This is a genomic window from Pseudomonas fluorescens, assembly GCF_012974785.1.
GTDB lineage: Bacteria > Pseudomonadota > Gammaproteobacteria > Pseudomonadales > Pseudomonadaceae > Aquipseudomonas > Aquipseudomonas fluorescens_BT.
The window spans coordinates 1,302,063-1,327,467 of sequence record NZ_CP027561.1 but is presented as its reverse complement, the minus strand read 5'-3'; the positions used below and the strand labels follow the sequence as shown (position 1 = coordinate 1,327,467).

Below are 25,405 nucleotides of genomic sequence, written 5' to 3'. Positions count from 1 at the left end.
TCACTCCCTGGAAACCTTGACTTCGTTGGGTGAGAAGCTCGGATGAGACAGACCATTGCGCTGAATGACCTCGGTCACCCGAGTGGCGTCGCCAAACTGCTTGTAGGCCACGACCAGCGCCGGGAAGGTTTCCTGGAAGGTTTTGCTGACCAGCCGCACACCGGACGATGCCACAGCCTTGAGGTGCGCGATCAGCGCTTCCTTCACATCGGCGATGGCCTGATAGTGCGCGGGATCGGCCTTGTCCTGGGCCTTTTGCAGCGCTTCGATCAGCTCTTTTTGCAGCGCTTGCAGATCGTCGGTGACCGGCACTTCCTGACGGCTGACCGGCTGTTTCGACTGTTGGTCCAGCGAAGGCGTCGACGACAGTTTCACCGGTGTCGACGCCACCGGCATCGAGGCTACCCATTGCGCCGCTTTGACGATCAGGGTGTCCTGCACCAGATTGGCCAGGGCCTGCGCTGCAGCGGTGGTGTCCTTGCCGGTGGTGATTTTCGGGGCGTCGGCCTTGCGGATGGCTTCGATCTGTTGGGACACGTCGGCAATCACGCCACGGTAGCCCTCCTTCGCGAATGCCTTCAGCTCCTTGATATCGCCAAGCAAGCCCTTGAACTCCGCTGCCACTTCCTTGGGCAGCTCCTTGACGGCCCTGACCAGTTCGGTGATCTGCTTGTACTGCGCGATCAGCGGCTTGAGCTGCTCCTTGATCACGTCGTACACGCCGGTAAGGCTGTTGCGCAGATTGGCGATGCCGATCCGCGCCGCCTTGATCAGGGTCATGGCCTGTTCGAAGCGCGCCACCGCCGAACCGAGCAAACCGTCGGCCTTGATCAACAGGACTTTTTGCGTGCTGACCGTCGCCGTCGGAAACGGCAGCGGTCGGTCCGGGTAGAACTTCAGGGTGAAGGTCACCATCCCGCCGTCCTGGCGAGTGTGGGTCATGTCGCATTCGCCGACCTTGACCTGCAGGCGGCCCAGCCACGGATGCACCAGTTCGCCGCTGCCCTGCTCCAGAGCCTGGAGCAGCTTGTCGCGCTGCTCCAGGCAATCGGCACCGATGATGAACGCCGTCAGATCGTGGGTCTTGGCCTGCTGGCCGAGATCCTCGAAGAACGGCAAGTCCCGTTGCGGGTATTCGTGCAACTGCCCCTTGCGACCGACCGGGGTTTTCGCCTGGTCGATCCAGAAACCGACACCGCGAAAGGATGCCGGCAACAAACGGTCACGCCAGTTCATTGGAACCTCCTGCCGATAGCGAGCGATAGCCGATGCGCGAACTGAGCGCCAGCCCCGGTTGATTGGTTTGCGGTTGATCAGTGCGCAGCCCCGCCGGCGCGTTTTCGAAGCGCACCGTCAGGCCGCCTTCGAGTTGCGTGCGGTTGTTGGCGGCGCTTTGCTGGATCAGGGCGCTGGAGGATTGCGGCAACGAACCGCCCTGCAACGCACTGCCGCCCTCGGGTTTCGAGCTGGCACCGAAGAATGCCGGCGCCAGTTCACCCTTGCCTTCGGCATTGGTCTGGCGCTGCGCCTGGGTCAGGGTTTCGACCTTGCCGGTGACCTTGGCGATCAGCCCGGCGAAGCCGCCGTCGAACAACTCCTTGATCGGCGCGATGACGGTTTGCAGCTTTTGCCACAACTCGCCGAACCACCCGACAATCGGCCCCCAGCTCTCGATGATCTGATCCAGGGGTTTCCATTCGAACAGGCCGTGCAAAAAGTCCACGACCGGCGCGGACAGCGCCAGCACAACACCCCACAGCGCCGAGAAAACCTCACCGATCGGCTGCCAATACTGCGCAATCTGCTCCAGCGGCGACCACTCGAACAGACCGGTGAAAAAACCTTTGACCTGTTGCACTGACGTTTGCAGTGCCGTCCAGATCGGTTCGAAGAATCCAACGACACCACCCCAGGCGCTGGTGATAATTTCCATCGGGAAAAAATCGAACAGTGCCCGCAACGTATCCCGGGTGCTTTGCACGGCCGATTGCAGCGTCGTCCACACCGGCTGGAAGTACGCGACAACACCGCCCCACGCACTGGTGATCATCTGCATCGGCGAGAAGTCGAACAACGACACCAGGAACTCTTTCGCCGTTTGCGCGGCTTTTCGCAGGCCGCTGAACATCGGTTCGAAGAACCTGACAACACCGCCCCATGCACTGTTGATCATCTGCATCGGCGAGAAGTCGAACAGGTTTCTGAGGAACGCCATCATCGGCACACTCAAGGCCTTGAGCAGCTCCCAGATCGCCGAAAAAAGACCGGTCAACGGCCCCCAGTTTTCCAGGATCATGCCTGCGGGCGACCACGAGAAAACCGACTTGAAGAAGTCGATCACCGGCGCGGTCACGACCTTGACCTTGTCCCAGATTCCCGAGAAGAACCCCGTGACCGGCTCCCACAACGCCGCCAGTGCCTCCAGCGGCCGCCAGTCGAGCACCGAGCGCAACGTCGCCATTGCACTGGCCCCGGCGTTTTTCACGCCCTCCCACAATCCGGTGAAGAACGCGGAAATGGGTGTCCAGTTGGCCACGATCAGACCGGCCGCCACGGCAATGCCCATGGCGATCAGCATGATCGGGTTGGTCTTGAGCACCATGCTCATGACGTCCATCACCTGAGTCATACCGGTGACGGCGGTCTGCATGGCGGAAAACGCAATCGCCCCCGCTGCCAGCCCTTCGACCAGCTTCGGGTTGTCGGCCAGCAGGCTGCCGACCTGGGTCAGCATCGGCTCCAGCCCGACCACCAATGCGCCCACCGCCGGCACCAGTGCGGCGTCCACTGCAGCGGACACCTTCTCCATGGATGCGCTGAACACATTCATGTTCTGCGCGGCGGCTTTCGGTGTTTCCGGCAGGTCGACGGTTTTCGCCGCCTCGCCGACCTCGGCAAGCTTGCCCTGAAACGCCGCAGCCGATTTGATGCCGTCCACGAACGGCGTAATCACGCTGCCGCCCTTGAACAGACCGCTTATGTCCAGTTTGCCGAGGCCGGTCTGTTCGAGGTTTTTCTTGAAGTCATCGACCTTCACTCGCAGGGCGCCGAGTTTGGGTGACAGTTCGTCGATGCCAGTAAGCAGCACCGACGCTTTAGCTTTGGTTTCTTCTGCCATCACTGCACCTGCTGCATCGCATTGATCCGTTGCGCGTGCTCCAGCGATTCGCGAAGCACATCCAGTGGCCTGGCCATCATCTGTTCGGGGTCAACCTTCCAGAACCAGGCCAGGTCATAGGCGACCGAAATCAGGTCGGTGATGGCTCCGACGCCGCACTCATGAAAAAACTCGCAACGGCCCAGCTCAGCGCGTTGAGGTCAGCCAGATCGAGCTGGTTGACCGACGACGGCGGAATGCCGGCGCACACGGCGATGTATTTGGCCGCCACGTCCATGTCGAGGCTGACCTCTTCGCTCTTGTCGATCTTGTACGGCAGCGCCTTGATCGCTCGCACCTCCTGCACCGTCGGACGGCGCAGGACGAGTTCGGTCAGGGGCTCGCCGTGAGCTTCGATCGCAACTTGAAGCTTCACGGCGCCGCTCATTGCCAGGTCCCCTTGATGCCTTCGAATTTCAGTTCGATGGTGGCGTCATCGCCCTTGGAGACTGGCTCTTCGACCAGGTACGCACCGGCCAGCACGTAGACTTTGCCGTTGCTGAATTCGCAGGTGACGGTGATGTCGGTGCCTTCGATCAGCTTCTTCAGCGGGAAGTCGGCGGTGTGCAGCGCGGTCACCTTGAACGATGGCGCGATGTCGGTTTCCTTGTAGAAACCCGGTACGACGGTTTCGCGTTTGACGGCCATCAGCGGGGCTTCGCAGCCGCCGTTGATAGTCAGTTGTGCACCGTCGACCTTGACGTAGCAGGTGCCTGCAATCAGTTGACCCATGGTGTTACTCCCTTCAAATAAAAAGCCCACGCGAGGTGGGCTGAAATCACAGTGTCAAACGAGCCGATCAGGCGACGTCGTCGTACTGCAGACGGAACTGGTTGAGCAGTGCGAACACGCGCAGACCGTTGATGTAATCCGGCGGGAACAGCACGTTCACGCGGCTCGGGTCCTGCACGTCGCGCTCGACGATCAGGTGCTCGGCGAACAGCTCGGCGTTTTCCACGTGGCCTTCGAGTTCGAGCTTGGCGTACTGGGCGATCAGCTCACCGCGAATGGTCGCCGGGGTGACGATCGGCTGGCCGGCGCCGAAACGGGTGCCGTCGGAGGCCAGTTTGTGGCGACCGTATTTGCTGGTGATCACGCTTTGCAGGCGACGCACGATGAACGCCGACTGGTGCATGGTTTCGCTGTCCAGGTACGAGTTGTCGGCCTGGCCGTAAGCGTTCTTCTGGTAGGTCGTAATCGAGCGCTGGATACGCACGTAGCCGCCTTCGTAGTACGCGGTGGCGATGCCGTAGTTAAGCAGCGACTGACGCTCGGTCAGGGTGAAGCGTTCGCTGGCCGGGGCCGGATCGACGCCTGGCAGGCTGCCGCTCTGGGTCGGACGGCTGGCGTCAGCGGAGATGAACACCGCGGTGCGCGCAGCCAGTGCCGCAGCTTGTACCCACACCGGTTGCGGAACGCCCGGCTCCAGCGCCTGAATGGTCATGTGCTGGTCGTTGCGCGCCTGACCGGCCGCCACCAGAGTACCGACGGTGCCACGCTTGGCGCTGTAGACATGACCGAACAGTTGCTTGGCCCACGACCAGCGACCGGTGCTGTCATCCATCACCGCTTGCCAGGTGTTGAGGGTGGCCAGGTCGGACCACGGCAGTGTGATGAACTCGAACGGCTCGTCGCCCAGTGCCGCAACCGCTTCAACCTGGTCAGGCACACCGACGCCGCCGGTCATGGCGGTGATGGCGGTGGTCAGGCCAGCCGGGGTTTCTTCGCCGTTGCTCTTGCCCAGGCGATTGAATTGCAGGCTGATGTCGTTGCCGCTCTCGCCAGTCCATTTGGCGCTCAGAGTGACGACGCCTTCGGCGGCGGCTGCGCTCACCGGCAGATCGGCGGTGGCGTTGATTTTCTGTGCCAGGGCGGTGGCCGCCTGGGCAGCGGTGGCACCGTTGACCACGGTGGCCTGGACGCGAACGCCGCCGACATACAGGTTGAGCATGCCAGCCTGAGTCGCGGTGCCGGTCAGGGTCAGCACGCCTTTGGCGATGGCGCCGGTGGCGTTGTGCAGCGGCAGGCACCAGATCTCACCGATCGGGTCGGCCTTGCGGAAAGTCTCGTACATGGAAGCCAGCATCGAGCCCTGGCCGCCAATGCTCTTGGCCAGTGCCACGCTGGAGACCAGCACCAGTTTGCCGACTTCGCTCGGGGCGATGTTGTCGTTGACCTGCGCCACGATCAGGCGGCGCATGGACGAGGACGCGCTATTGGCGGCCGAGTTGTCCATTTCGGCATAGAACAGCGGTACACGGATGTCCGCAGGGATGTTGCTGAATCCGATCGCCATTATTTGGCTCCCTTTTGTTTGGTTGTAGCGGTTTTGAGGGTGATATCGCCGTCGGCCAGACGTCGGCGCCACCAGGCGCTGTCCAGCACTTCACGGCCTTCCAGTGGCAGCAGGTCGCCGGCTTCAGGGTCCGGCACGGCACGGCCGGCGGCCGGCACTACGGTGATGCGGTTGCTCATGGGGTTACGTCTCCAGAGAAAGTCATTTCCACGCGCCCGTCAGGGCCCGGGCGTTTCAGATTGGGGTCGGCCGGGTCGATCGCATCGACCCGCACGGTGACCCCGGTAAAGGACGACAAACCGTCCAGTTCGCGTTCGTGCCAACTCTCCGCAGGCTGACTTGGCAGATTGCGGCCCAGCTGGAACTCGGCAAAAAAGCGCAGCCGGTAGAACGCGCGGCTGCTGTTGATCGAGACCGTTTCGCCGCCGTCGTAAACGATGGCGCTGTCGTTGGAATCGGGTTTGAAACCCACCAGCGCACGCCACAGTTCGGCGCGCAGGTCGTGCAACAGATCCAGCGCTTTTGTGCCGTCCGTGGCATCGAGTGCCAGGATGATTTCGAAGCGGTCGCGGATCGGTTGGCTGGGGGAGTTCTGGGCGGTGCCGGCGCTGGCTACGTCAGCCAGCGGTAAAACATGGGCCGAGGGCATCGGCAGATTCGGGTCGCCTTGCAGCAGCGCCAGGTCGACACCTGTCGCGATATGGCCGGCAAGGCTTGGGCATTGCGCACGCAGCTGCGTGAGGATCGGGGAGATCTTCATGGGGAGCGTTCCAGGATGTGTGAGTGGCCACAGTGATGCGTGTGGCGGGTGAGACCGGGGGGGATCAGTCCTTGGCTTTTGCCTCGGGATCCCGGCCGTTTGCTTCAATCAGGCAGCGATAACTTTCTTCGGGCTTGCCGCTGGCAGTCACCTTTTCAATCGACCAGCGACCGCGCATGAAGTCCGGCCAGGAATCGTCGAGCACCAGCAGACCTTCGGCCGCCAGCAACGGATCGCCCGGACAGGTGACCTTCAGCTTGTATTTCTCGCGCAGCATCTTGCGTACTTCGGCCTCGCCGATGGCTTTGGCTTCTTCTTCGCTGGCCAGTTTCTGGCGCATGACCTTGTAGGGTTCGGACCCGGTGATCACCTCCCGCAGCTTGCCGAGCGCACTGTCCCAGAAGCTGGTCTTGCAACCCTGATTCTGGGTACGGGCGGTCTCTTCCAGCGTGGCGCTGATGAAGGCGTGATCGCCCGGCCGGTTGTTGTGGGTCACCGACAGCCTGACATCCGGTATCACCTGGCCCGACAGGTTTTTCAGTTGCGCCGGTTTCGCCAGTACGTAGAGGTCGTTGAACGGTTTGGCCACCGCGTCGTACTTTTTCGCCAGGCGTGTGATGAAGCTCATGTCGGTTTCGTTCGACTGGTCGACATGAGCGATCCTGATCAGCGCCAGTTCGGGATCCACGCGCGGCGAGAATCCGTGTCTCGAGACCAGCTCGCGAAACAGTCCGCCAAGGGTTGTAGGGCCATGACTGGCCGTGCGCCGTTCCTTGAATCCGGTGTCGTCCTTGCCGCTGAAAGGCGCGGCGGTCGCGACCAGCGTCAGGCGCAGCGGGAACAGCGTCGGTGTGAGTCGAGTCACCTTGAACTGGCCCTTTTCGACCAGTCCGGTCTCCAGATAGCCCACCCGCAGGCCGATTGTTCCGCCCAGGGTCGGCAAGCCTTCAAGGCCTTCCAGGTCGAGCACCAGCGTCAGTTGATCGGACTCCATACCGGCGGCATCGATGTGTTCCCAACTGATCAGGCGCTGATTAAGCAGAGCCGCGTTGGCGCCGTAGATTTCGATCGCCGGCGTAAATCCCTGTGCCATGCAGCCTCCTTAATCCCAGGCCAGAACCGGTTTGATCGCGGCGGGTTTCGAGTCGAGTTCCGGCAGCGTCACCCAGACACCCGCCGGCAGGATCGGGCCGTGCTCGGCCAGGGTCGGGTTGAGCGTCCACAGGGCTTCCTCGGCGCTGTCATCGCTGCGACCGGTCTCGCGGTACAGCAACAGATTCACCGAATCACCGGCCACGCTTCGTACCTTACGCATTGTTGAACTCCGACAATCCGATGACCCACTTGATCACCATCGCGGTGCCGTCATCGATGACCTCGCTCTGGTTTTCGTCGATGCTGTTGATCCGCCACAAACCCCAGTTGCGACCAATGCCGTCAATTAACGGCAGCGGTACTCTCAACGCTTGCAGCGCACGCAGTTCATCGAGCCGCTCCATCGCCACGGCGTACATCGAGGTGCCGGAGATGGTCAGGGTTTCAGGCTTCTGTCCTGTCTGATGGGACCTGGGTTTGCTGTTGAGAATCTGCAGGTCAGTCCAGCCCCCCTCGGATTTTCGCGACAGCGTGCTGTAGGCAAAATCCCGAGACAGGCCGAAGATGAAACTGCCCAGTGCCATTTGTTGTTTCATGTACCGGCTCCGTCAGTCAGGGCTGCATCACGACGCGTCCCGAGTGGGTTTGCGCCCATCAGCAGCGGCATGAATTGGCCATGGAATTGACCGGAAATCTGTTGCTCGATAATCGACTGAATCTGTTGGGCAGTATCGGGGGCAGGACAGGTGACCTGGATCGTCGGAGAGAAGGAAACCTGCTGGTTTTGCGTCTGTGCGCCAGCCAGGTCTTTGGCGACTTCGGCCGGCGGGGCGAGTTTGTCCGGCGCGCTGGACATGAGCTTCTCACCTAAAAAGCCTCCTCCCTCAGCGCCCAGCCATCCCCCGACCAGTCCACCAATCAAACCGCCAAGTGCAATGCCCGGCGCCAGCCCCACACTTCCTATGGAGGCGCCGATCGAGCTGCCGGCGACCGCACCGGCCCAGGCGCCACCAGCGGCACCGAGACCTTGCGCGATCTGCTGTTTGTCACCGCTGGCAATACCTGCGGCGACAGCCGAAGCACCAATCGCCGCCTTCGCCTGCCAAGGCATCCAGCGCGAGGCCGGCTGCACCGATGCGAGCACAGGCTCCAGCCCCGGGGCAGCAACCCTTGCAGTCTGTTCGAGTATTTTCAGACCGTTGCCAGCGCTGGCACTGCGACTGGCCAGAGCCAAGCCCTGAGTTTCAGCCACGGCCGTCGCAGAGGTTGCTGCAGACAAGCCGAGCTTTGAACGACCGGGAAGGTAACTGGCAGCTTTATCAACGATCCATTTGCCTCCCCGGTCTTTCAGTTCACCGACCACCGCATCGGTCACGGCGTCGAACACCGGTTTGATCCAGGCCGTCGCCGTCAGAACAGCACCCGTGGTTTTCGGGTAGGTTTCGGCCAAATCGCTCAGCGCGTCTATCGAATGGCTCTCACCGGTTTTTTCGATATCCGGCGCCAGTGCATTGCCTTTGGCGACCGACAAACGTTCCTCACGGGCATTCTTGATGTTCCACTGCCCCTGCTGAGTATCGGCAAGTGCCAGTGCGGACTGTCTTACCGAGCCTTTGTCACCCAGCTTCGATGTCGCGTATCGGCTTTTGTCGCTCACAAGGAAAAAGGCTTCATTCACCTTGCCCAGGTCCTGGGACAGCGACAACGCGGCCTCTCCACTGTCCGCGAACAAGGTCCGGGCTAATGTCGAGCGCTGTTCTACCGGTCTGGCATTCAGCGCTGCAAGCACTGATAGAACGGCGCCTTGGGCATTCTGTTTGTCAGGATCACGCATGGCTTCGGCCACTGCCTTGGGATCCAGACCCAACTGCTTCCAGGCACCTTTTTCGGCTATGGATGCTTGATCGCCCTTGCCCAGCGCACTGGAAATGTTCTTCAGCGCATTGCCAGCATCGTCTTTTTTCGCGCCGCTGTTAAGCAACGCTGCCGTCAACGCCGCAGCCTGTTCAGGCTGCAAGCCGGCGCTGATTGCCGCCTCGCCCGACTGCTGCAAGACAGTACCGATATCCGCTGTCTGCACATCTCCGGGCATTTTGCCGAGATGGTTGGCCGCATCCGCAAGATCAAGGGCTTGATCGCGCGAGAGCTTCATCGAGGTGCGCCAGACCTTCAACATTTCGCCGGCTTCCAGCCCCGAAACCTTGAATGCCGATGCAGTGATGGCCGCATCGCTGGCAAAGGTCAGCAACTCGTGCTTTCTGCCCTCCTCGTTCACCGCTTCGCTGCCGATTCCCGCCTTGGCTGCCAGGGTTTCAATCCTGACCAGTTCGACCCCGGTCGTACCTCCGGCAGCCACCAGGGTGGCACTGGCCATTTTCAGGCTCGTGAGCGCCATGTCTTTCCCGCCATCGCGGGAAAGCTGCGCCACACTGGCGAGAGTGGCCGCCGCCGAATCCATGGCCATCGCGGCCTTGCGCATCTCGGGAAGCTCAGCTCCCCCGGAGGATTTTTCCGGTGTTTTCTGTCCGCCGGACGACTCACTCCTGGCTCCGGCACTCACTGCCTGCGGCAACGCACGCAAGGCGGACAGTGTCACGCTCAATGCATCGATTGCCGTCGTCAGCAGCTCGATTTTACCGCTGGCCGTCATCAGTGCCTGACGCAGGCCGCTGGTCTGTTCCACGGCAAACTGCCCGGCTCCTGCGTTCAGCGCGGCAGTGCTCAGGGTGATACTGCCGAATCCTGCGCTTGTGCTGTCACCGGCATTCATGAGCGTATTTTTACTCTCTGCCATGCCGCTCTACTCCCTTTTCACGCCAAGGCGAGTGATCGCTATGTCGTAGCGGCGCAACGCCTTTTCGGCGTCCCACTCCAGAATTTCCGCCTCACTTACCGGGTAAATGAGCGGCACGATATCGAGGATTACTTCGATGTCGCGCTCTGAAAGAAGGCCGCCGGCTGGTTTAAAAAATCGTCGATGCGCACCTGCAATTGCGTCCAGTCCGGCACGCTCAACAGGGCCAGATCGGGGATCATCAGGCCGGTGCAATGGGCGGTGATGAACTCGGCGCGTTCCTTGGCCGTTTTCAGTTTCTTCATCACTTTGGTGGCCCGCAGCGCCGGCATTTCCAGGCTCAGCGAAGTCACGGTGCGGCCGGTGACGGCGAGCGGTTGCAGCAGTTGCACCTGATCGGGATCGTCGGATTTTTCCGCGTCTTCGACCTGGTCGAGAAAGTACGACGCCGGACGGGTCGACATCTCGTGCACGTATTGCGCGATGGTCACGTAGTCCGGACGCTTGAGCTGGTCGAGTTCCTTGACCGACAAGCCGGTGGCCAGCAGCGCCAGTTCGAAGAACTGATCGTCTTCATCGTCGCCAGCGCGTTCCAGCGCTTCTTTCTGGGCGGCGTAGAACAGCGGCTTGAGCTGAATCGATTCGATCTGCGAGCCGTCGTCACCGGTAATCGGCGACAACAGGTCATGCTTGGGTGGCATCCACGACATGTATGAATTCCTTGGTGATTCTTGAGGGGGTGTTGCTAAACATCGGCCAGTCACACTGGCCCAATGTGGGAGCGGGCTTGCTCGCGAAGGCGGCCTATCAGATGAATGTGTGGCGACTGTCACACCGCATTCGTCGGATCGCCACCCGGAGCAAGCCCGCTCCCACAGGGGCAAGTGCCTGGTTTGCTTACAGCGTTACGGCATCAGCACCGCACGACGGGCATCACCGAGGATGTCGACGCCGTTGAGCACGAACTTCTGGGTGCGCACGTCGATGTCGATCACCGGCACGCCGTTTTCCAGGCGGTTGTAGGTGCGGCAGGAGAACTCAAGAGTCGTCAGGGCTTTGCTACCCATTTTGATTGCTTCTTCACCCATGGTTTTGAGCTTGCCGCCAATGGTGTGATAGGTGAACCAGGTGTTGCCGTCCTGATCCTGACCGGCTTCACGCACGTTCAGCAGAATGTCGTCGCCCAGTTTCACGCCCATCGCCAGCAGCACTTCAGCGCCGGTGCCTTGCAGCTTGAGCGTGGCGTTCAGCGGCTTGGCGCTCTTGGCCATTTCCTCGACGATGAAGCGCCCGCCCGTCATGCTTTCCATGTCGAAGTCGATCTTCGGCGGAGTGAATTCCTCAACGGTCGCCGACAACGGCAGGCCTTGCAGGGTGGCCGCGATGGCCTGTCTTACGCGGTTGGTAAACATTAGAGAACGTCCTCCAGGAACTGCTCGATGATTTCATCGCGGGCGTTGAGTTGATAAACCATGTGTTCGTTCGGCGCGTAGCGGCCGTAGTCGATGACCACGTACCAGGTGCCGTTCTTGTACTTCTCGACGCTGTTGAGTTCCGGATGCAGATACACGCTGCCGCCGGGAATGGTTTCGTCGGCGACCAAGGTTTGCAGCCAGTCGTTGATGCGTTTGACTTCCTGATCCATGAACGACTTGGTCAGGTTCTTGGCCATGGCTTTCTGGCCGGCCTTCACCAGCTTGCGGCTGATGGCGTCCTCCAGACCGACGTAGCTGATGAACTTGCCGGTAATCGAGCGGTTGCCCAGCAGCGAGAAGCCGCCAAGGATGGTGCGGGCGTAGTAGCTGACGCCGTAGCGGTTGAGCAGATCGCCTTCGGTGGAGGTGTCGAGGATGTTGTACTCAACGACCCGCGACACGTCTTCGGCGTAGGTCACCTGGTTGCCCGGGCTTTCCCACTGTTTGACCTTGGCCAGCGCGGCAATCGCCAGGCTGGATGGCGCGAGGAAGACGTTTTTCTTCGCGGCTTTCGAGTACACGGCCGGCATGTTGTGCACCACCAGGCAACGGTCGAAACCCAGATCCGCACCGCCCAGTTCCTGGCTGTACAGCACCTGATCGGCGACCGAGACATCCTTGCCGTCCAGCACCACACGGGCCTTGATGCGCTTGCCGAACGAGGCGAACTCGCTGGCCACCGCTTTAGTGCCGGTGAAGCCCGGCGCGCCGATGATGGTCAGGTCTTCCGGGACGCTGCCCAGTGCGGCCAGACCGAGCTTGCGGCCGGTGGCCGGTTCAACACCGCCGATCACCGCATTGACGGTATCGGCCGGGGTCGCGCCTGCTTCGACGATCACTACGTACACCGGCACCTTGACCACTTTGAGGATCTGGTAAACGGCGTGGTACAGGGTGCCCTCTTCCGAACCGGTCGGATCCAGCAGCGCGTGGGTGGTGAAGCTGTTGATGCGAAACGGTGCGTTGCGCGGAATCAGCGGATCGGCTTTCGGCGCGGTGCCGACCAGACCGATAACGTTGTCGCCCAAGCCACCCATGGCCTCGGGGGATTCGGTGGCATTGACGGTAATGCCGTTGTGCTCGAAGTTCAGAACCTCAGCCATAGTCAGTCAGCCTTCTTGGCAGCGGCCTTCACGGCCTTGGTGGTAGGTGTTTTCAGCTCCAGTCGACCGGCGCTGTGCAGCGCACTGGCCTCGACATCGAGCAGATCGAGTTCCTGGCCGACGCTCGACCAGTGCCCACCGCCGGTGGGGAATGGAACGAGCACGGTGTAGGTTTGGCGGGTTGCCATTTTTCGTTTCTCCATAAACGGGAAAGCCCCTCGTTGGGAGGGGCTTGGCGGGTGTTGAATGTGTTGGGCGGACAAGAAAATGCCCCGGGGTGCGGGGCGTTTATTCGAGATCTGCGGTATCGGTCGACGATGAATCCGGCCAGCCCTCGGCCAGCATTTCGTCGTGGTACTCGCCTGCCTCGATTGCGCGTAACAACGTCAGCTCGCGGTCAAAACAGGCCTGTACGTGCGCCCGCACGGCTTTCGCAATTTCGATGATTTGCGCAGCGCCAATCTCGACGAACCCCTTCGCTGTTTTGAAATTGCAGCGGTATTCGGGATCGAGAATGGCTGAAAGCCCCGTGCTTGCGATCAGCGCCTGGCTGACGCGAGTTGTCTCAATCAGAAGCTCACCGACCGACACGCCAGAGGCTTCCCGGCGGAATCGCTCGGCAGCGATGACGTCTTCTTTTGAGACCGGGGCATTTCCGGTTTTTGAAGCGATGTAGGCCAGATAGCGGACATCGTCTTCCGTAACGACGCCCTGGTTCGGCCAATACGCCTCATCTTGCGGCTCTGCAAAAACCGCCGTCACGGCAAGCTGGTGCTCGTCCGTAAATTGGACATAGATGCTCATAGGTCAGCCTTAAAATGTATATGCCGAGATGTTGATGCTAAAGGTTGCGATACCCGCAGACGCCGACAGGGTGTGATACAGCGTCTGAGGACTCGTCAGCGGCAGAAGCGGAAAAGGACTTTGAGGGCCACCGTTTGCAGCGCCAGAGGGATTGCAAGCGAACTGTACGTTGCCCACACCATTTTCGCCGCCCAAGGCTGCATAGGTATTGACACCAGCCGTGGCGTTGGAAAGCCCAATGTAGCCTTGACATTGCTTTGCATTCATCGGAACAGCAGAAGCCACCGAGAACGGCGCAAAGCTGGACCTGCCGCCCTGTGTCGACAACACTTCCTTGCCATTACCGGAGAACATTCGGTTTTCCTGATAACCATTCGGGAACTGGCCGCTGGCGTTCGTTGGCCACACCCCGATCAGCGCCGAGTAGGTGTAACCCGCTGGTGGAGCCGACCCACCGTACATAACAGGCGCCACAGCCGACGTGCAGTTCCACGCCATCACGCCCTGAGCTTCGGTTACCGGGTTGTAAAAGGCATAGAGGGCCACATAGCCATTGACTGGCGCAGCCCCTGCATCCATGGCCCCGAGGCCCTTGGCTGCCGACGCCAGATCAACCAACTGGCTGAAGTTTCGCAGGGTGCGCGTCTTGCCATTGGCATTGCCGACAACAACCTCCGCCACCTTGATCGTTCCGGACGACGACGCGACCGAAATCTGCATCTTGTCGCCACGCATGCTCCCAACAAGTGGGCCATTGCTGGAGGCGGTTTCAACGGCCGCTGCGAGTGCGGCTATATCGATCGTTCCCTGGTTGACCGGCGCGTTCCAGGCTTTGATGCACCACATGACGCTGATGTTTCGTGGGCGAGTGCCAACAAGGTTGCCACGCTCAAACATCAACGGTGTGTCTAAAAAGGACTTCCCAGGGTTGTCAGCCGTGCTGACGGTAATGCCGGTTCCCGGATACATGGCCTTGTTGACCACGTCGCCACCAACGTATGAATGAGCATTTTCGGTAAGGGTCGGACCCAGCGTGAATGCAACTGTGGTGTCTTGCAGCGCCTTGAGATCAGGAGTTGTCGCGTCAGTCGCCAAAAGCGTTGCCTTCTGGAAACTTCCCAGCTCCCGTCCAGCGTCCACACCTCGTCCATGATCCCAACCTCGCAGGAACTCACCGCGAGACTCTGGCAGGCGGAAATTGCCCGCGCCTTCGTCCCCTTTGTTGAACTTTGTTCCGAGATACGCCGCCAGATCCGGGTAGGTCGCAATGCTCTGCACGCTGCCATCCAGCTCCAGATAACCGGCAGGCACGACCCCCATTGGAAACGACAGAACAGCACCCACCGGAACAGACGATTTCAGCTGCGAGACTTCCTTGGCCAGTGCAGCCACATCGATGCTTCCCTGATTGATCGGCGCGTTCCAGGCCTTGATGCACCACATGACGGCGAGGTTGCGTGGTCGCGCCTCGCTGCCTCCCGACGTGTTCATGTAGCTGGCGAAGTTGGAACTGCCTGTCTGCGTTCCATTGTCGGCAACGATACCCGCGGCGTTGGCGCCACCGGTATTGCCGAAAACGGGAATCCGGGTGTAGGTGTGGGCGTGAGCCTTGTTGTCATCCGCCTGCCAGCTACCGAGCCCGCGACCTATATCGATCCCGCGACCATGATCCCAGCCACGCAGGAATTCTCCGCGAGACTCCGGCAAACGGAAATTACCGGTGCCCTCATCGCCCTTGTTGAATTTTGTGCTCAGGTACGCCGCCAGATCCGGATAGGTCGCAATGCTCTGCACGCTGCCATCCAGCTCAAGAAAGCCGGGCGGTACGATCCCCGTTGGAAACGCCATGACAGCACCCACCGGAACGGCCGACCCCAGCCGGGAGACTTCCTTGACCAATGCTGCTACGTCGATGTTTCCCTGATTGACCGGGGCGTTCCAGGCTTTGATGCACCACATGACGGCGATGTTGCGTGGACGCGCCTCTGAACCGCCCGCCGAGGAAGTAGTGACATTGGAACTCTGAAAGTCACGCCCTGGACCAGCCGCCAAATGACCATACGAGTAAATCGTACCAACGGCTGTATGCGTATGTGCCTTGTTGTCATCAGCCTGCCAACTGCCAATGCCACGCCCGGCATCCACCCCACGCCCATGATCCCAACCCCGCAAGAATTCCCCACGCGCCTCAGGCAACCGGAAATTCCCGACACCCTCATCCCCCTTGTTGAACTTGCCACCCAGATAGGCGCTCAAGTCAGGGTAGGTCGCGCTGCTCTTGACGCTGTTGTCCAGCTCCAGAAAACCCGGTGGCGGTGTATCGACAGGGAACGCCACAATCGATCCCACCGGCAACGCAGAAGCCTTGGCAATCAGCGCCTCGACTTCAGCCTTGGTGTACGAATCTTTGATGCCAAACCCGGACAACGTGTCGGGATTCGAGCCGGCCGTCGCGCGGCCGTATTCGTCGACGCTCAGACTCTTGTAAGTCCCGGCGGCAATCCCGGTGCGCCCTGCCAGCATCTTGAATGTCAGCGCGGTTGTGCCAAGAGTGATCGGCGCGTTGGTGGTCAGGTGCCACAGCGAATCGCCGTTGAGCGTACCCTCCTCCACCATCACCGTCAGGCCCGGTGTGACCTTGGCGCTGACGTTGGCATCGTTGGCCCGAACCCAGTCGCCGTTGGCGACGATCCACAGGCCGTTGTCCTTGGCCAGGGTCTGATTCGGCAGCAGCACACGGTCGCCGGCGATCACCGCCACGCCGTCGATCTGCTGCGCGCCGTTCAACACCACGTTGGCGGTGGCGGCGACGCGAGCCGACTGTTTGCCGTCGAGTTTGCCGAGTTCTTCGGCGAGGTAGCTCATGACCCACGCCCGAGTGGCCTTGACCACCGTGTCATCGATCAGCAGCGTCACCAGTGAGGCATTGCTGGTCTCGAAAATCGAGCGGATGTAGAACTCTTTGCCCGAGCCTGAAGTGGCCAGCACCGGTTTGAACGACTCCGGGTATTTGACGATGGCGTAGAGAATGCCGGTGTCGGTCCAAAGGCCGGCTTCACGCACGTACCAGCCGCCGACGTCCGGCGGGATGGTGACTTCGGCGAGCAGCCAGCTCGGATTCTTCTCGTCCTGGAACAACGCATTGAGCGGTCCGCGCCAGACTTCGCGTTTGAGCGCGGTGGCGGTCGCGGCCGGGTTGTAGACCGCGCCGCCGCCGTCGCCGACGGAAATCTGCGTCAACTTGATCGGTACGCCCGCTGCCTTGCAGGCGGTTTCGTAGGCAATCCCTGCATTGGTGAGCAGGGTGTAATAGTCAGCCATTCAGGCCCCCTGAGGATAAATAGTGGATGTTTCGACGGTGTACAGCGCAGCCGCCATGAAGGCCTCGCCAGATGTCTCGAGCCCTTCGAGGAACACCGGATAAACCGTGGTCAACTCACCGCAGAAGGTCGCGGCGCCGATGACGTGTTTGCCGAAGGCGCTAAGCCCTACCGACACCGACAGCACGTCCCGTTCGCTCTTGGCATCGGCCAGGCGTCGGTCGAGACGGGCGTCGATTTCTTCGCTGTAGGGTTGTTCGCTGAAGGCCCGCACGGAAAAGCTGTAGGGTTCGCCGGGCGGTGTCTGTTCATACCAGGCGCGGACTTCAGGCCTGAGTTGCAAGCCCTTGGCAGCGTTTTCCAGTGCCTTGTGGGTGCCGGCCTGACGCGCGGTTGGCCAGGCCAGTTCGACGGTCAGGCGCTTCTCGGCTTCCGGTGCGTCGGTGCTCCATTCGGCCACGCCGCGATCCGCTGCGAGATACGGCAGGAACGCGAGGGGTGTCGAGCTCGGGTTCATCAGTTCGGGGAACGGCGGCGCGATGCGGTCGAGCAAAGCGCCGAGGCCGATGTCGAGTGCCCGTTCCAGCGCCGAGCTATTGGCCGGCAGCAGGGTCGGTCGCGGTGTCTGATCGGTCATAGCGTCTGCACCTCGACTTCGACCGCCGTGCAGTACGGTGCTTGAAACGCGCTGCACACGATCGGTGTCAGCGGTTCAAGAATCCGCAATTGCACGGCGCCGGCGCTGTGCAGCGTGTAGTCGATCCAGCTCGGGTCGATCCGGCCTTCCAGGCGATGGCAGCTGTCGGCGTAGGCTTGCAGATGTTGCTCGGCGGCGACTTTGGTCAGGCCCGAATCGGGGCCGGAATTGATCTTTGCCACGACGCGGATTTTGTAGCGCTGAATCTCGGCGCCTTTGACCGTGACCTTGTCGGTTTCCGGACAGACATCGGGCCGGGCGAAGTGCTGGCGCACGCCGTCGAGCAGTGCGGCGGACGGTGTGCCGTCGGCGTCGCGGGACAGCACCGTCACCTGCACTTCACCGGGGGCCGTGCGGCGGCCATTGCCATCCTTGACCTGCGCAGCGAGGCCGTCCGGGGCAAAGGTGTAGGTGACGTTGACGACGCCGGCATCGGTGGATTCGACTTTCACCGCCGGCCGTTCGCCGAGGGTGAACACCTCGCGGCGATACTGCATCCGCGACCCCGCCGCCGGCGCATGGGGCGCCAGGTAATAACGCAACCGGGCATCATCGTCGCTCTCGTAAATCGCCGGCACCGGCGGAAACGCTGCCGGGTCGCCCGGGTCGAGCAACTGCCGCTCCAACCCCATGTCCGCGAGCCGCGCATCAAGGTTGCTGCCGGTGGCCCACCACGCCAGCATTTGCTTGATGCGAGCGTTGTATTTGCGTTCGTGGCTTTGCAAGCGAACGCAAAACGCTTCGAGCGCCATCGTCAGCAATTCGCTTTCGTTGTCCAGGCTGGTCTTGAGTTTCGCAGCGCTCTGCGGCGAGCGGGTACCGACGTATTCCAGGACGAAGGTCTTGAACTCGGCCAGCAGATCCTCGAAGGCCTCGACCTTGATCAAAGAGGGTTCGGCCAGTTGGTTCTGGCCCGGGATCAACATGCTCATGTCACGACCTCGAAAGTCTGTTGGCGGTTTTTCCAGGTGCCGGCGAAACGCAGCAGCAGACCGGCGCCCTGACGCGTGGCGACGATCACGCCTGGCTGGAAATCTCCGATGCCGTTCTGCGCGTTGTAGAAAGCCTGCGCAGCGTGACTCTGGGCCAGAAGCAGAACGTCATCGCCCAGGTTTTGCCCCAACAGCGTGGGGATCAACGAACCATAAAGGGGCCTTTTTTGCCGGGTGCCCAGCGGCGTGGTCAGGGCCCGGGTCGCGCGCTGCACGAATTGCAGCCAGTCGTCGACCGTGGCCCCGGTGTCTCTATCGATTCCGATCATGGGAAGCTCTTGATTCAGGGGCTGATGACGCGACCCTGGTGATCCACCAACGGGCCGCTGAAGTGCACGCCCGAGGCGTCGATGGTCAGGCCGACCGCGCCCAGCTGCAGGTTGATCGCTTGCGCTGTCATCGCCAGCCGCGCCGGGCCGATGCTCAGTTCAAGCGATTCTCGGGAGCCGTTGAAGGCGGCCGGACCGTTTTGCCAATGCAGCGTGTGAGTGGCGTCGTCGTAGCCGCTTTCGCTGCCGTCCTGATGGACGCGACGGGTCAACGTCGGCACCGTCGAGGTCGGTGGAAAACGGTCACTGTTCAGGCCGAACAACGCCACGCTTTGCGCGCCGCTTTCGCCGCTGCCGTAGTTGAACAGCAGGCATTGTTCGCCCACCGTCGGGATCCGCGACTCGCTCTGCGCGCCGGCGCTGGGGTTGAAGAACTTGATGGCCGGGGTGAGCAATCCACCGTGGCTGACCTTGCAGGTGTTGCTCGCCGCATCGACCTCCTGACAGATGCCGATGCGGCAATAACTCTCGGCGCGTCGGTGCAGGTCTTCGATCTCGGCCTCCATTTCCGCCAGGCGTTCGATGATCGGGCCCAGTTGCATACGCAGTAATGCGTCGAACATCGGTCAGGCCTCCAGCGTGGTGTATTGGTCGGGATCGTCGATGTCGCTGACTTCCCAGGTGCGGGCGAATTTCGGTGTGCCGAGCGGGTCGTCCAGCAGGGTCGGACCCAGGTACAGGGTCTGATTGAAGGTCAGTGTCCAGGCCTTGTTGGGCTGATCGGCGCGAATCGCCAGTGACGGCAGCCCATCGATATTCATCGGCAGATCGCATTGATCGCCGGGCAGGCCCCAACGATTGTCGGTGATCAGGTTTTTCAGGGCGGCGATCAGGTCACAGGCAGCGAACGCCGTGGCGGAAAGCGCCGGGATGACTTGCAGTGACAGCGTCAGCACATGGGCGATACGCCCGTTGGCAGCGCGTTCTCCTGGTGCATTGCGTTCGATGTCGATCAGCACCCAGGCCTTGTCGCCGGGGGCCGTGAAGTCATCCTGACTGCCGACCTGCACGTTCAGGTCGGCGTTGTTGCGCAAGGCTGTCGCCATTGCCGTGAACAGTTGCGACGGCTGCCGGATCGGTGTAGGCATGCATGACCTCCTTTTCGAATGTCCACGCGCAGTCCCACCGCACAGCGTGCAGCGAGACAGGAAAGTGAAAGGGTTACTGCGGATCGCGCGGGGGAACTTCGCAGACGCCAATGCGCTTGGCGGCCCAGCGTTCGTACAGACCGATGGCCACGTCGGCACCGGCCATGGCCGTCAGGCAGCCAAACGCGCCAGCAGCCCAGATCGACATGCCGGCGGCGTACAGCAGCATGATCGCCGAGACGCCGCAGATCATGCAGGCGCCGGAGCGCAGGGCGAGCCGCCGAAGCAGTGGCCAGCCACGGGCGCCCTCCTTGTCGGCGCGCCACATTTCGCCGGACACCCCGCCCACGACGGCAAGGAGGATGACCAGCCAGATCGGCATGTCAGCCAACGCTTGTTGCTCGGTTGTCATGTCACGCCTCCTTGAAAGTTTGATGTGTGATGTATTTTGGTTTCAAACGATGTCTCTGAAAGCGGGCACTCAAGGAGTGCCCGCAGGCTATCCCTTAAAGAGGTACTACGCTGACCTTGTCAATGAACGCGAAATGAGCATTGGGATTCTGCTCGTTCCAGAAGCTCAGGGTCGTTTGCGAAGTAGTGGCGGTGAAGTCCAGACTTCTGGTTTCCCATACGGTTGCATCACCTGTCGCCACAGGCGTGTCGAAGCTTGTGGTTTGTCCGGCTATCTTGACGTTGATGACACCATTGCCGGTGCGATTCACATACTTCGAGTTACCGGCGCTAAAAGTCAGGCGATACTTTGCGCCCACGACGGTGTTGATGTTTTGCTGAATTCCGCCGCCGTTTTCGTAAACATAGTTGGCAAGATCAACGGCCATTGCGCCATCGGCAGCAACCGAACTGCCGATGGCGGCGCGGACGTTCATGTACTCGACACCGGACAGGAACGTTGTCCAGCCGCTGATGAAGTCAGCCTGAGCGGGTGTATTCAAGATGCAGTCGTTAGCGCAACCGGGGGTTTCAAAGCTTCCATTGACGACCAGTTCGGCCGCAAAGGCGGAACCGCTGGCAGCCAGCAGCGTCAGGGACAACAGCATCGAACCCAGATGAGTTTTGATCGATTTCATTTTTTACCTATAGAGTCGGATAGTCTTGTGCACTTGATTGTGCTCATGTCGCTCACAGGCGATCGCTCGAGACTCGTGGCCTTCACATGATTCAATGTTCCGCAGCGGGAACATTTGATCTGGAGTTCTGTGTACTCACCCACCCGGGCGAGCAGTCGTTTGCAATAGCCGCAACGGCAGTCTTTCAGCATCTGCAAATCCTTTTGATTCTCCGCCTGACTGCGTTTATGCCGTGAAGCTTCGGTGAAGCGGCCTGCGTCAGGTAGGCATTCCAAAAAGCCCGGCAGTCCGCCGGGCTTTTCAGTAATGCGCTCCTTCGCCTTCCTTCAATCCTGTGTACGTGTGAAGGAAGCTGACTTTTCGGCGCTACTGGCGCGGTACGAGTCCATTCAAATTGTTTTTCCGACCGCGGTCCCTGCCCGCCGGATAACTGCTTCTGGTGCTTTACGCTGCACACCCGGGTCAGTTGCCAACCCTCTGAACCGTTGAGGCCGGTTCATCGCTGCCTGTTCTTGTGGAACTAAAGAGCTGTTGTTGCCAGCCGCTTTGTCGAGCGGCTTGGTGGCAAGAATATGCATGGATGCATATACAGTCAATGCGTAAATGCATTTATTTATGCATGAGAAATGCGCGGATGCATGAAACCCCCGCCAATCAAGGGTTGTCCGGTTTTCTAGGGGCGAAAAAAAACCCGCCGTGGGCGGGTTCTATCTGAGAGAGGGATCGTTATCGGGCGTACATGCCCCACCAGAAGACGTGACCGAGGATGACGATCTGCTCGTCCTGCATATCCTGGAAGCTGTAGTCCTCGTCCGGATGCTCGTCGCGATTGAAGCTGCGCAGACGGATACCGGTAGGCAGGCGGTAGAGCTGTTTCACCCGCAATTGACCGTTGTGGTTGATCGCATAAAGGTCGCCATCGATGATGTCGCCGATCCCGCACTTGCCGGCGTTGACACCGACCGTGGCGCCGTCGCGCAGCACCGGCAACATGCTGTTGCCCCGTACGGTCACGCATTTGGCCTGGTCGAACTGCACGCCATTATGGCGCAGGCTGCGCTTGCCAAAGCGCAGGCTGGAGCGCTCGCTCTCTTCGATGACGAATCTTCCTGATCCAGCAGCCAATTCAACCTCGCGAAGGAAGGGCACGGACACCTCGTCGTCATCGACGGGCGTGTCATCGTCCCACAGGCTTATGTCCTTGAGTTCGGAATGCAACTCCTCGCGCCCGCCGCCGGCAACCGGCGCGACATCCGCGCGCCCGCGCAACTGATCGGTGCTCACGGCGAAGTACTCGGCAATCTTCGAAATATGTTTATCCGAAGGATCGACGATCTTCCCGCTGAGAATCCGCGAGAGAGTGGATTGAGGCACGCCGGTGCGACGGTGGAGCTCCGTGGGGGAGATCCCGTGCTGATCGAGCAGTGCTCTTAAGACGGAGGATACGTTGCGTTTTTGCATAACGCGCATAGTGCTTGAAGTTTTTCGGGATGACAAATGCTGATTTGCATAAATCGTGCATAGTCGAGCTTTTTGCGCCATATACCTGTCACCCGGCCGCGATGCCTGCGTCCAACAGACCGCCCATGGTAACCTTGCGCCCATCGCGGAAAAGCCCGGCGACCGCCCCGCTTTTGCCCCACATCTTCCAACGAGTTACCTGACAATCCGATGAATAAAGCCGTCTCCGACCTGTCCTCCCACACTCCGATGATGCAGCAGTACTGGCGCCTGAAGAATCAGCACCCGGACCAGCTGATGTTCTACCGCATGGGCGACTTCTACGAGATCTTCTACGAAGACGCGAAGAAGGCGGCCAAGTTGCTGGACATCACCCTGACCGCCCGCGGGCAGTCGGCAGGGCAGGCAATTCCGATGTGCGGGATTCCGTATCACGCGGCGGAAGGCTATCTGGCGAAACTGGTCAAGCTGGGCGAGTCGGTAGTGATCTGCGAGCAGGTTGGCGACCCGGCCACCAGCAAGGGCCCGGTCGAGCGTCAGGTAGTGCGAATCATCACCCCGGGCACGGTCAGCGATGAGGCATTGCTGGATGAGCGTCGCGACAACCTGATCGCGGCGGTGCTGGGGGACGAGCGCCTGTTCGGCCTCGCGGTACTGGACATCACCAGCGGCAACTTCACCGTGCTGGAAATCAAGGGTTGGGAAAACCTGTTGGCGGAGCTTGAGCGGGTCAACCCGGTCGAGCTGCTGATCCCGGATGACTGGCCAAAGGATCTGCCGGCGGAAAAACGCCGAGGCGTTCGCCGCCGCGCACCGTGGGATTTCGAGCGCGACTCGGCGCTGAAAAGTCTCTGCCAGCAGTTTTCGACCCAGGATCTGAAAGGTTTCGGCTGCGAAACGTTGACCCTGGCCATCGGCGCTGCCGGTTGCCTGCTGGCGTACGCCAAGGAAACCCAGCGTACCGCCCTGCCCCACCTGCGCAGCCTGCGTCATGAACGGCTGGACGACACCGTGGTGCTGGACGGTGCCAGCCGCCGCAACCTCGAACTCGACACCAACCTGGCCGGTGGCCGCGACAACACCCTGCAATCGGTGGTCGACCGTTGCCAGACCGCCATGGGCAGCCGCTTGCTGACCCGCTGGCTGAACCGCCCACTGCGCGATCTCACCGTGCTGCTGGCGCGCCAGACCTCGATCCGTTGCCTGCTCGACGGTTATCGTTTCGAAAAACTGCAACCACAGTTGAAAGAGATCGGTGACATCGAGCGGATTCTCGCCCGGATCGGTCTGCGCAATGCCCGTCCTCGCGACCTCGCCCGTCTGCGTGACGCACTCGGCGCCCTGCCTGAACTGCAAGTGGCGATGACCGACCTCGAAGCGCCGCACCTGCAACATCTGGCAAGCACCACCAGCACCTACCCGGAACTGGCAGCGCTGCTGGAAAAAGCCATTATCGACAATCCACCGGCGGTGATCCGTGATGGCGGCGTGCTGAAAACCGGTTACGACAGCGAACTCGACGAGCTGCAGTCGCTGAGCGAAAACGCCGGACAATTCCTGATCGATCTGGAAGCCCGGGAAAAGGCCCGTACCGGCCTGGCCAACCTGAAAGTCGGTTACAACCGGATTCACGGCTACTTCATCGAATTGCCCAGCAAGCAGGCTGAATCGGCTCCGGCGGACTATATCCGTCGTCAGACCCTGAAGGGCGCAGAGCGCTTCATTACTCCCGAGCTGAAAGAGTTCGAGGACAAGGCACTGTCGGCCAAGAGCCGCGCCCTGGCTCGCGAGAAGATGCTCTATGAGGCGTTGCTGGAAGATTTGATCAGCCAGTTGCCGCCGCTGCAGGACACCGCTGGTGCGCTGGCAGAACTGGATGTGCTGAGCAATCTCGCCGAACGTGCTCTGAATCTCGACCTGAATTGCCCGACCTTCGTCAGCGAACCGTGCATGCGCATCAACCAGGGTCGCCATCCGGTGGTCGAGCAAGTGCTGACCACACCGTTCGTGGCCAACGATCTGAGCCTGGACGACAACACCCGGATGCTGGTGATCACCGGTCCGAACATGGGCGGTAAATCCACCTATATGCGCCAGACCGCGTTGATCGTGCTGTTGGCGCACATCGGCAGCTTCGTGCCAGCGGCCAGCTGCGAACTGTCGCTGGTGGACCGGATTTTCACCCGCATCGGTTCCAGCGACGACCTGGCCGGCGGCCGCTCGACCTTCATGGTGGAAATGAGCGAAACCGCCAACATCCTGCACAACGCCACCGAACGCAGCCTGGTGCTGATGGACGAAGTGGGTCGCGGCACCAGCACGTTCGACGGCTTGTCGCTGGCATGGGCGGCGGCCGAGCGACTGGCGCATTTGCGCGCCTATACTCTATTTGCCACGCACTATTTCGAACTGACCGTGTTGCCGGAAGCCGAGCCGCTAGTTGCCAACGTGCATCTCAACGCGACCGAACACAACGAACGTATCGTGTTCCTGCACCATGTCCTGCCGGGGCCGGCGAGCCAGAGCTATGGCCTGGCCGTGGCGCAACTGGCCGGTGTACCCAGCGAAGTGATCGCGCGAGCCCGCGAGCACTTGAGCCGACTGGAAGACACTGCGCTGCCTCATGAAGCGCCAAAGCCGGCCGTCAAAGGCAAGCCGGCCGCCCCGCAACAGAGCGACATGTTCGCCAGCCTGCCGCACCCGGTACTGGACGAATTGGCCAAGCTGGATCTCGATGACGTGACACCGCGCCGGGCACTCGAAATGTTATATGCACTTAAGAACCGGATCTAAGCACTGAAGAACCGGATATAACGCAAACGGCTTCAAGCTGTTAGAATCTCGCGCGGTTCGGGATGCTGCTGGCTATTTAGCCTGGCTGGCAGACATCGCTCCCGAACCTGGCGACCCCAACCGTGAAGGGGCAACGCTGCCGCCGCCTGAGGA

General features: G+C 61.0%; 27 protein-coding genes. 1 reads left to right on the top strand and 26 read right to left on the bottom strand.

All coding sequences use genetic code 11. The features are described from left to right. From C6Y56_RS05855 to C6Y56_RS05730, 26 genes are all read right to left on the bottom strand, one after another. Window positions 1-1,236, bottom strand: a complete 1,236-nt coding sequence (locus C6Y56_RS05855) for a DNA circularization protein (RefSeq protein ID WP_169429098.1) — start codon at window positions 1,234-1,236, stop codon at window positions 1-3. After that, the gene (locus C6Y56_RS05850; protein WP_169429097.1) at window positions 1,223-3,118 is read right to left on the bottom strand and encodes a phage tail protein; all 1,896 of its coding nucleotides are present in this window, start codon (window positions 3,116-3,118) and stop codon (window positions 1,223-1,225) included. The genes C6Y56_RS05855 and C6Y56_RS05850 overlap by 14 nt, the downstream gene beginning before the upstream one ends. Window positions 3,119-3,248: 130 nt before the next feature. Beyond that, window positions 3,249-3,545 carry a phage tail assembly protein gene (locus C6Y56_RS05845; protein WP_003222226.1) on the bottom strand — a complete coding sequence of 99 codons (297 nt, stop codon included), beginning with the start codon at window positions 3,543-3,545 and terminating at the stop codon, window positions 3,249-3,251. After that, entirely contained in the window at window positions 3,542-3,889 is a 348-nt protein-coding gene (locus C6Y56_RS05840; RefSeq protein ID WP_007908779.1) for a phage tail tube protein, read from the bottom strand. The genes C6Y56_RS05845 and C6Y56_RS05840 overlap by 4 nt, the downstream gene beginning before the upstream one ends. Window positions 3,890-3,956: 67 nt before the next feature. Beyond that, window positions 3,957-5,453, bottom strand: coding sequence for a phage tail sheath subtilisin-like domain-containing protein (locus C6Y56_RS05835; RefSeq protein WP_169429096.1), 1,497 nt, complete (start codon window positions 5,451-5,453; stop codon window positions 3,957-3,959). Next, entirely contained in the window at window positions 5,453-5,632 is a 180-nt protein-coding gene (locus tag C6Y56_RS05830) for a DUF2635 domain-containing protein (protein ID WP_169429095.1), read from the bottom strand. Before C6Y56_RS05830 ends, C6Y56_RS05835 begins: the two co-directional genes overlap by 1 nt. Next, window positions 5,629-6,213 carry a phage tail terminator protein gene (locus C6Y56_RS05825; protein WP_169429094.1) on the bottom strand — a complete coding sequence of 195 codons (585 nt, stop codon included), beginning with the start codon at window positions 6,211-6,213 and terminating at the stop codon, window positions 5,629-5,631. The genes C6Y56_RS05830 and C6Y56_RS05825 overlap by 4 nt, the downstream gene beginning before the upstream one ends. Before the next feature lie 64 nt (window positions 6,214-6,277). After that, window positions 6,278-7,306, bottom strand: a complete 1,029-nt coding sequence (locus C6Y56_RS05820; RefSeq protein WP_169429093.1) for a phage late control D family protein — start codon at window positions 7,304-7,306, stop codon at window positions 6,278-6,280. 9 nt (window positions 7,307-7,315) lie between these two features. Further along, window positions 7,316-7,528, bottom strand: a complete 213-nt coding sequence (locus C6Y56_RS05815) for a tail protein X (protein WP_007954888.1) — start codon at window positions 7,526-7,528, stop codon at window positions 7,316-7,318. After that, a complete protein-coding gene (locus C6Y56_RS05810) occupies window positions 7,521-7,904 on the bottom strand; it encodes a phage tail protein (RefSeq protein ID WP_085683333.1) in 384 nt (127 codons plus the stop codon). Before C6Y56_RS05810 ends, C6Y56_RS05815 begins: the two co-directional genes overlap by 8 nt. Beyond that, window positions 7,901-10,102 carry a phage tail tape measure protein gene (locus C6Y56_RS05805; protein ID WP_169429092.1) on the bottom strand — a complete coding sequence of 734 codons (2,202 nt, stop codon included), beginning with the start codon at window positions 10,100-10,102 and terminating at the stop codon, window positions 7,901-7,903. Before C6Y56_RS05805 ends, C6Y56_RS05810 begins: the two co-directional genes overlap by 4 nt. Before the next feature lie 128 nt (window positions 10,103-10,230). Next, the gene (locus C6Y56_RS05800) at window positions 10,231-10,812 is read right to left on the bottom strand and encodes a phage tail assembly protein (protein ID WP_169429091.1); all 582 of its coding nucleotides are present in this window, start codon (window positions 10,810-10,812) and stop codon (window positions 10,231-10,233) included. A gap of 195 nt (window positions 10,813-11,007) precedes the next feature. After that, window positions 11,008-11,514, bottom strand: coding sequence for a phage major tail tube protein (locus C6Y56_RS05795; RefSeq protein ID WP_169429090.1), 507 nt, complete (start codon window positions 11,512-11,514; stop codon window positions 11,008-11,010). Further along, window positions 11,514-12,680 carry a hypothetical protein gene (locus C6Y56_RS05790; protein ID WP_064379034.1) on the bottom strand — a complete coding sequence of 389 codons (1,167 nt, stop codon included), beginning with the start codon at window positions 12,678-12,680 and terminating at the stop codon, window positions 11,514-11,516. The genes C6Y56_RS05795 and C6Y56_RS05790 overlap by 1 nt, the downstream gene beginning before the upstream one ends. Window positions 12,681-12,682: 2 nt before the next feature. Beyond that, the gene (locus C6Y56_RS05785; RefSeq protein WP_039771239.1) at window positions 12,683-12,868 is read right to left on the bottom strand and encodes a hypothetical protein; all 186 of its coding nucleotides are present in this window, start codon (window positions 12,866-12,868) and stop codon (window positions 12,683-12,685) included. 100 nt (window positions 12,869-12,968) lie between these two features. Beyond that, window positions 12,969-13,484, bottom strand: coding sequence for a DUF4376 domain-containing protein (locus tag C6Y56_RS05780; protein WP_169429089.1), 516 nt, complete (start codon window positions 13,482-13,484; stop codon window positions 12,969-12,971). Window positions 13,485-13,493: 9 nt separating this feature from the next. Next, entirely contained in the window at window positions 13,494-16,805 is a 3,312-nt protein-coding gene (locus tag C6Y56_RS29075) for a phage tail protein (protein ID WP_249314380.1), read from the bottom strand. Then, entirely contained in the window at window positions 16,806-17,441 is a 636-nt protein-coding gene (locus C6Y56_RS05770; RefSeq protein WP_169429088.1) for a phage tail protein I, read from the bottom strand. Continuing rightward, complete coding sequence (locus C6Y56_RS05765) at window positions 17,438-18,433, bottom strand: baseplate J/gp47 family protein (protein WP_169429087.1); 996 nt, start codon at window positions 18,431-18,433, stop codon at window positions 17,438-17,440. The genes C6Y56_RS05770 and C6Y56_RS05765 overlap by 4 nt, the downstream gene beginning before the upstream one ends. Further along, the gene (locus C6Y56_RS05760) at window positions 18,430-18,762 is read right to left on the bottom strand and encodes a phage baseplate protein (RefSeq protein WP_169429086.1); all 333 of its coding nucleotides are present in this window, start codon (window positions 18,760-18,762) and stop codon (window positions 18,430-18,432) included. Before C6Y56_RS05760 ends, C6Y56_RS05765 begins: the two co-directional genes overlap by 4 nt. A gap of 14 nt (window positions 18,763-18,776) precedes the next feature. Next, complete coding sequence (locus C6Y56_RS05755) at window positions 18,777-19,385, bottom strand: phage baseplate assembly protein V (protein ID WP_169429085.1); 609 nt, start codon at window positions 19,383-19,385, stop codon at window positions 18,777-18,779. Between the two features lie 3 nt (window positions 19,386-19,388). After that, complete coding sequence (locus C6Y56_RS05750; protein WP_169429084.1) at window positions 19,389-19,910, bottom strand: hypothetical protein; 522 nt, start codon at window positions 19,908-19,910, stop codon at window positions 19,389-19,391. Between the two features lie 73 nt (window positions 19,911-19,983). Further along, window positions 19,984-20,322, bottom strand: coding sequence for a phage holin family protein (locus tag C6Y56_RS05745; protein WP_108559842.1), 339 nt, complete (start codon window positions 20,320-20,322; stop codon window positions 19,984-19,986). A gap of 94 nt (window positions 20,323-20,416) precedes the next feature. Beyond that, window positions 20,417-20,998, bottom strand: coding sequence for a DUF642 domain-containing protein (locus C6Y56_RS05740; protein ID WP_169429083.1), 582 nt, complete (start codon window positions 20,996-20,998; stop codon window positions 20,417-20,419). Further along, window positions 20,995-21,189: a Com family DNA-binding transcriptional regulator gene (locus C6Y56_RS05735; RefSeq protein WP_169429082.1), complete on the bottom strand. Its 195-nt coding sequence runs from the start codon at window positions 21,187-21,189 to the stop codon at window positions 20,995-20,997. The genes C6Y56_RS05740 and C6Y56_RS05735 overlap by 4 nt, the downstream gene beginning before the upstream one ends. A 535-nt stretch (window positions 21,190-21,724) precedes the next feature. Continuing rightward, window positions 21,725-22,459: a LexA family transcriptional regulator gene (locus C6Y56_RS05730; protein WP_169429081.1), complete on the bottom strand. Its 735-nt coding sequence runs from the start codon at window positions 22,457-22,459 to the stop codon at window positions 21,725-21,727. 210 nt (window positions 22,460-22,669) lie between these two features. Between C6Y56_RS05730 and mutS the strand changes: the two genes are divergently transcribed. Then, window positions 22,670-25,252: a DNA mismatch repair protein MutS gene (mutS, locus tag C6Y56_RS05725; protein WP_169429080.1), complete on the top strand. Its 2,583-nt coding sequence runs from the start codon at window positions 22,670-22,672 to the stop codon at window positions 25,250-25,252. The last annotated feature ends 153 nt before the right edge of the window (window positions 25,253-25,405 follow it).